The organism is Pseudomonas sp. A-R-19 (genome assembly GCF_019956575.1).
Lineage (GTDB): Bacteria > Pseudomonadota > Gammaproteobacteria > Pseudomonadales > Pseudomonadaceae > Aquipseudomonas.
This window is the reverse complement of the sequence record NZ_JAHBDR010000005.1, coordinates 1-5823: the sequence shown is the minus strand read 5'-3', so window position 1 is coordinate 5823 and position 5823 is coordinate 1. Positions and strand designations below refer to the sequence as shown.

The window sequence follows — 5823 nt, the reverse complement described above, 5'->3', positions numbered from 1 at the left end:
GCTGAGCCCGTAGTGACGGGCCAGCTCGCTTTTGGAGTAGCTGCCTTGCAGCCAGTCGCCTATGAGTTTGATTCGTTGATCCATTGGGGACTCTCGATTCCAGGGCATGGTCAGGCACCTCCTGACCGTATTTCATACCTGTAAACGATGTCTCCGGTTTAAAACGTAAAGGATGTCTCCGGTTTCTACCCGAGCAAGCCCGCTCCCACAGGGGATCACCGGTCTGAAGCGTGACGCTCCGGGGAAATTGCTATACATTTTCCGGCCGCCCATTGCATGGTGTAACCGCTTCATGTCTCTTGCGCTCGAACGTCTAGTCGCTGGCACGCCAATCCCTTTCGCCGGTAATCGTGTCACTGTCGTCAGCCCCGAACTGGCACAACGCTTCCAGCCCGGTGACCATCTGCTGGTGGAGCAGGTCAGCGGCGAGTTACTGTTGATCCCCGTGGCGGACCAGCAAGCGGCCAACGTTGCGATCGAGCGCGCCCAGGCGGCGTTTACCGCAATGTCGGCGGTTTCCGATCAAGCCATCAGCGTCTTCTTCGACCTGTTTGCCCAACGCCTGGAAACCCCGCAATGCTGGGCGCTGATCGAGGCCGCCAACCTGGCCGACATCGAGCGGGCCAAGGCTCGCGGTCGCTCGACCACCCGCTTGCTGGCCGATGAGCGCATGCGTCGCGACATGATCGCCGGCCTGCGCGCCTGGCGTGATGCAGCGGCCAGCCGAGGCAAAGTGATCAGTTGCGTCGAGCACGATGGCTGGAAAGTCGAGCAAGTGGTCTCGCCGTTGGGCATCGTCGCGTTTGTCTTCGAAGGTCGACCGAATGTGTTTGCCGATGCGGCCGGGGTGTTGCGTACCGGCAACACGGCGGTGCTGCGCATCGGCAGTGATGCGTTGGGAACGGCCCAGGCGATCGTCACCCATGCACTGAACCCCGCACTGAGCGACGCCGGCTTGCCGGCCGGTGCGGTGTCGCTGGTAGAGAGTGTCAACCACGCCGCCGGTTGGGCGATGTTCGCTGACCGGCGCCTATCACTGGCGGTGGCCCGTGGTTCGGGTCGCGCCGTTAGCCAGTTGGGCAGCATCGCCCAGCAGGCCGGCACGGCGGTCAGCCTGCACGGCACCGGTGGCGCCTGGCTGGTCGCCAACGCCGATGCCGATGCCCGGCGCTTTGCCGCCGTGGTGCGCAACTCCCTGGACCGCAAGGTCTGCAACACCCTGAACGTCTGCCTGATCCACCGCGATCGCGCCGCTGAGCTGATGCCGCTGTTCCTCGATGCTTTGAAGCAAGCTGGCACCGCACGGGGGCAGGGCTGCAAGCTGCACATCGTCGAAGGCAGCGAGTCGCACCTGCCGCAAGACTGGCTGGCTGCCTCGGTCGAGGTGTATCGCGCCGAGGGTTATCAGACCGAGGCGCTGGCCGAGCCGTTGCCGGAAGATCAATTGGGTCGCGAGTGGGAGTGGGAAGAAACCCCGGAAGTCAGTCTGAAAATCGTCGACGACCTGGACAGCGCCATTGCCTTGTTCAATCGCTACAGCCCGCAATTCACCGTGTCGTTGATCAGTGAAAGCGGCGAGGCTCAGGAGCGTTTCTATAACGCGGTCAACGCGCCTTTTGTCGGCAATGGCATTACCCGTTGGGTCGACGGCCAGTACGCATTGAACAAGCCAGAACTGGGGCTTTCGAACTGGGAGAGCGGGCGCCTGTTTGCGCGCAGTGCAATTCTCTCGGGTGATGGCGTGTTCACCATCCGTAGCCGCATGACCCAGGTCGATCTGGGCGTCAAACGCTGAGAGCGCCGAACCGGTGACCGCTGCAAGGGCGGTCACTTTTTTGATCAAGCGGTGGTTCTGATCAGGCGGCTTTGCTCACTTTGGCCGATAGGGCGCAAGTGCCCGGATGCTCGACCAGCGACACGAAGCTTCGGCTGTCGGCATCCAGCGCGTCGATCGAACCGGTCTCGATGTCGTACACCCAGCCATGCAGGTTCAGCAGGCCTTTTTCCTGGGCCAGTCGCACGCTCGGGTGTGTCTGGATGTTGGCCAGTTGGGCGATGACATTCTCGCGAACCATCGAACTGACCTTGGCCGCTTCAGTGGCGTGTGGCCGCCCCTCGTTGATCACTTTCGCCGACTCGGCGTGTTGCAGCCAGCCGCTGACGGCGGGCAGGTGGTCCATGCAGGTGCACTTGGCCACGGCCGTCATGGCGCCACAGTCCGAATGACCGCAGATCACGATGTCGGTGACGCCGAGCACAGCGACGGCGTATTCGACCGTGGCCGATACGCCACCCGGGTGTGGGCTGTAGGACGGCACGATGTTGCCGGCGTTACGGATCACGAACAGTTCACCGGGTTCTTGCTGGGTCAGCAGTTCCGGCACGACGCGGCTGTCGGAGCAGGTAATGAACAGCGTGCCCGGGTGTTGGGTGGTGGCCAGGTGTTTGAACAGGTCAGTGCGTTGCGGAAAGGCTTCTTTCTGGAACTTCAAGAAACCGTCGATGAGCGCTTTCATGATCGCTTCCTCTTGGATGAGCAGGGTTCGGCCCGCATCGGTCGTGCGGGCCGGTATCAACTTAGAAAGGACGCAGGGGCAGGAACTTGCCGTCGAGGGTGATGACGGCGCGGGAGCCGCCTTCCGGATCGTCGACTTTCTTCATGTCGAGCTTGAAGTTGATCGCGCTGATGATGCCGTCGCCGAACTGCTCATGAACCAGGGCTTTGAGGGTGGTGCCGTAGATCTGGATCATTTCGTAGAAGCGGTAGATGGTCGGGTCGGTCGGCACACCCGAGAGGCTGCCGCGCAGCGGGATGATCTGCAATTGGGCCACGGCGTCGGCGTCCAGCTCCAGTTTGTCGCCGACCACTTGGGCGGCGGCTTCCGGCAGCGGGTGTTGACCGAGCAGGGCGGCGGTGACGTAGGCCAGGCTCAAACCGGTGCCGTCGGCCAGGTCCTGCCACGACAGGTTTTTGCGCGCCTTGGCATCCAGGACAGAAGTGGTCAGGGCCAGGCTTGGGTCGTTGTAGGCATGGGACTGTTGCATGGTGATTCTCCTATCGGGAGTGGTGTTGCTTGGGTGTGGGGCCATCTTCTGCCGATCAATCCATAGCGTCCAAGATCGATATACAATGCAATCAATAAGTACAGCCTATAGATGGAGAATCCCATGCTGCTTCGACATTTGCGTTACCTGCTGGCGGTGGCCGACCAGGGTGGATTCACCCGCGCCGCCGAAGTGCTGCACGTGTCCCAGCCGACCTTGTCGCAGCAGATCCGCCAACTGGAAGAATCCCTGGGTGTGAGCCTGTTCGACCGCACCTCGCGCACGGTCAAGCCCACCGATGCCGGCGTGGCTTACATTGAATGCGCGCGGCGGGTACTGGTGGAGCTGGAAGCGGGCAAGCGTGCGTTGCATGACGTGAAGGATTTGTCCCGCGGCACCTTGCGCCTGGCCATGACGCCGACGTTCATGGCCTATCTGGTAGGGCCGCTGGTGCGCGACTACGTGGCGCGCTACCCGAACATCCACCTGGAGATTTTCGAGCTGTCGATGGACGAGATCGAGGCCGGGCTGGCGGATGATTCGCTGGACATCGCGATTGCGTTTGATCAGGTGCGAAGTACGGACATCGAATCGATCCCGGCGTTTACCGAGACCCTGGGGTTGATGGTTGGGCGTGAGCATCCGCTTTACGAATATCAGGGCACGTTGTCCTCGCAGGAGGTTGCCGAGCTTGAGTTTGCCCTGCTGACCCCGGACTACATCACCCGCACCTGCATTGATGAGTATTTCACTCAGGCGCAGATCACGCCCAAAGTGGTGATCGAAGTGAATTCGGTCAATACGTTGCTGGAAGTCATCCGACACGGCGCCATCGCCACCATCCTGCCGGAACCCATCGCCACTCAGGATCGGGCATTGCGCAGACTGTCCATGGCGGGATCAGCGCCTGAACGCGGGGCGGCGATGCTGCGGCGCAAGAACAACTACCACAGTGCAGCGTCACTGGCGTTTGTGGCGCTGGTGTCAGGCACCGATTTTTCCTGAACACCACAAACCCCTGTAGGAGCCGGCTTGCCGGCGATGGACTCCAGTGCGCCGCGTTTACCCGGTACACAAGCGTTATCGTTAACGACCATCGCTGGCAAGCCAGTTCCTACAGGAGACCGCGTGTATCAATTGGCATAGTGTTACCTGACACACCGTATTCGCGAGCAAGCCCGCTCCCACATTTGATCTTTGTACGGGCATAAAAAAAGCCTGCTCCTTATTGGGAGCAGGCTTTGTGTATCAATAATAATTAGTACAGCCGGTCAATCACCCGAACTTCGTTCTGACCCTGCATCGAGGCCCAGGCCTGTTTCAGGGTTTGCAGAACGTTACCGATGAAGTCCTTGTCGGCTGCGGCTTTTTTGCCGACATAGCCCTGGCCGCGACGGTACATCTTCAGTCGGGCCAGCAGGTTCTGGTTGTTCTGGTCGAACTCTGCTTCATGGGCATGCGGCGACAGGCAGTCGATATGAACCTGGCCACACTTGCTGATCCAGAGAATATGGTTGTCGTGGCTGTCTTTTTTTGCAGCGAACATACGAGCCAGTTCATCGATAGTTGGTTGATTGTTCAGATTCATCATATATGCCCCTTGACCAATTGGTGATCTTTCAAAGTTGATTCGCTAATACAGGTAGCCCATCGGTTAGTTGATCCCTGGCACCGAAACCAGGACGTCAGCGTTCGACCGCCTTATCGGGCGGGGTCCTGCATCTGTTGCATGTAGTCGTGTTGAATAACTGCTACGCAATAGCGTCACAACGAAGAGAAGCGGCGAAAACCTTAAGGCCACTGCCGACGTTTTCAGGGTCGGCCACAAGCATCATGAGGATTGCTCGCCAAGTCTTCTCGCCCTTGTACTGGACGTTCAGGCCAGGTCAGCTTCTTCAATCTGCCTTGTGGGCAGCGTGTATCCGGGAAAAACAGCTCGGCGGTCAGACGAGCTTGCTCAAACGTGTTGCCTGTACTCCCGATCGGGGAGACGTCTGCATCATGCAAGGGCAAATCGGAGGCGTCAACGGTTTTGTAGTGAATATTTTCAGTCACTACATATTGTCGGACAAAGCTGTTGGGAATTAGCGGGCGGACTCGAAGGTGTGTCGGTCAGGACGAGAAAGACGGACACTCGAAGCGGTAAAAAGTGCAGGGATGACGGTCAACCACCTGCTGATGCAAGGTGAGGCCGCCAATGTCGAGCCCCGGCATCACGGCGGTCCAGAACAGGCGTGCCGGCTGGTTCGCGTCGATGTGGAAAATCTGCCATTGACCGGGGAGTCGGCTCAAGAGGGTGGATACGACAAATCGCGCGACACCCTGGCCACGAAAACCTCGACTGACAAACAGATAGCCAATGTTGTAGTCGGCACCGGGCAGGTGTGTCCGGTTATCCACGGTCACGAAGCCGGCCAGTTCCCCGTCGACCTTGATCAGGAAGGGGCGGGTGGCCGGGTGTCGCCAGTAGTCGGGCATGGGCAGGATGTTGAAGAAACCGTATTCGCCCAGTTTCAGTGGCAACCATTCGCTGAAGTCGTAGGTGTAGAACTGCATCAGGTTCTCGATGGTATCCAGCTCATCGCGTTGGGCGGTGTGCAGTTCAATCAAAGACATACGGGTTGGCTCCAGTTACGCCGGGGCAGGGACACCAATTCATTATGGTTGGCGACAAGTAATTTGTGGCGAGGGAGCTTGCCTGTGGCGAGGGGGCTTGCCCCCGTTCGGTCGCGAAGCGGCCGTAAATCCTGACAGCTCGGTATGCCTTAAGGAATCAGG

Annotated in this window: 6 protein-coding genes and 1 pseudogene; 2 read left to right on the top strand and 5 right to left on the bottom strand. The window is 59.6% G+C overall.

What is annotated here, in order from left to right; translation table 11 throughout:
• Positions 1 to 108: pseudogene (locus KGA88_RS31645) on the bottom strand (IS481 family transposase); the annotation flags it as partial.
• A 184-nt stretch (positions 109 to 292) separates the two neighbouring features.
• Here KGA88_RS31645 and KGA88_RS00150 point away from each other — a divergent pair.
• Positions 293 to 1795, top strand: coding sequence for an aldehyde dehydrogenase family protein (locus tag KGA88_RS00150; protein WP_223588112.1), 1503 nt, complete (start codon positions 293 to 295; stop codon positions 1793 to 1795).
• Between the two features lie 61 nt (positions 1796 to 1856).
• On the opposite strand, the gene KGA88_RS00145 is transcribed toward KGA88_RS00150, so the two are convergent.
• Positions 1857 to 2516 carry a carbonic anhydrase gene (locus tag KGA88_RS00145; RefSeq protein WP_223588110.1) on the bottom strand — a complete coding sequence of 220 codons (660 nt, stop codon included), beginning with the start codon at positions 2514 to 2516 and terminating at the stop codon, positions 1857 to 1859.
• A 61-nt stretch (positions 2517 to 2577) separates the two neighbouring features.
• Positions 2578 to 3045, bottom strand: a complete 468-nt coding sequence (gene cynS / locus KGA88_RS00140) for a cyanase (RefSeq protein WP_110662539.1) — start codon at positions 3043 to 3045, stop codon at positions 2578 to 2580.
• Positions 3046 to 3168: 123 nt separating this feature from the next.
• Here cynS and cynR point away from each other — a divergent pair, with 123 nt between their 5' ends.
• Positions 3169 to 4050 carry a transcriptional regulator CynR gene (gene cynR / locus KGA88_RS00135; RefSeq protein WP_223588108.1) on the top strand — a complete coding sequence of 294 codons (882 nt, stop codon included), beginning with the start codon at positions 3169 to 3171 and terminating at the stop codon, positions 4048 to 4050.
• 253 nt (positions 4051 to 4303) lie between these two features.
• Here the strand turns inward: cynR and KGA88_RS00130 are convergent, their stop codons facing one another.
• Together KGA88_RS00130 and KGA88_RS00125 are read right to left on the bottom strand one after the other, a co-directional pair.
• The gene (locus KGA88_RS00130) at positions 4304 to 4633 is read right to left on the bottom strand and encodes a hypothetical protein (protein ID WP_110662543.1); all 330 of its coding nucleotides are present in this window, start codon (positions 4631 to 4633) and stop codon (positions 4304 to 4306) included.
• A gap of 524 nt (positions 4634 to 5157) precedes the next feature.
• Positions 5158 to 5661 carry a GNAT family N-acetyltransferase gene (locus KGA88_RS00125; RefSeq protein ID WP_110662542.1) on the bottom strand — a complete coding sequence of 168 codons (504 nt, stop codon included), beginning with the start codon at positions 5659 to 5661 and terminating at the stop codon, positions 5158 to 5160.
• Positions 5662 to 5823: the final 162 nt, after the last annotated feature.

Bases quoted from the DNA above. Each gene is read 5' to 3' on its own strand.
- KGA88_RS00150 (WP_223588112.1), top strand. From the start codon at position 293: ATGTCTCTTGCGCTCGAACGTCTAGTCGCTGGCACGCCAATCCCTTTC.
- KGA88_RS00145 (WP_223588110.1), bottom strand. From the start codon at position 2,516: ATGAAAGCGCTCATCGACGGTTTCTTGAAGTTCCAGAAAGAAGCCTTT.
- cynS (WP_110662539.1), bottom strand. From the start codon at position 3,045: ATGCAACAGTCCCATGCCTACAACGACCCAAGCCTGGCCCTGACCACT.
- cynR (WP_223588108.1), top strand. From the start codon at position 3,169: ATGCTGCTTCGACATTTGCGTTACCTGCTGGCGGTGGCCGACCAGGGT.
- KGA88_RS00130 (WP_110662543.1), bottom strand. From the start codon at position 4,633: ATGAATCTGAACAATCAACCAACTATCGATGAACTGGCTCGTATGTTC.
- KGA88_RS00125 (WP_110662542.1), bottom strand. From the start codon at position 5,661: ATGTCTTTGATTGAACTGCACACCGCCCAACGCGATGAGCTGGATACC.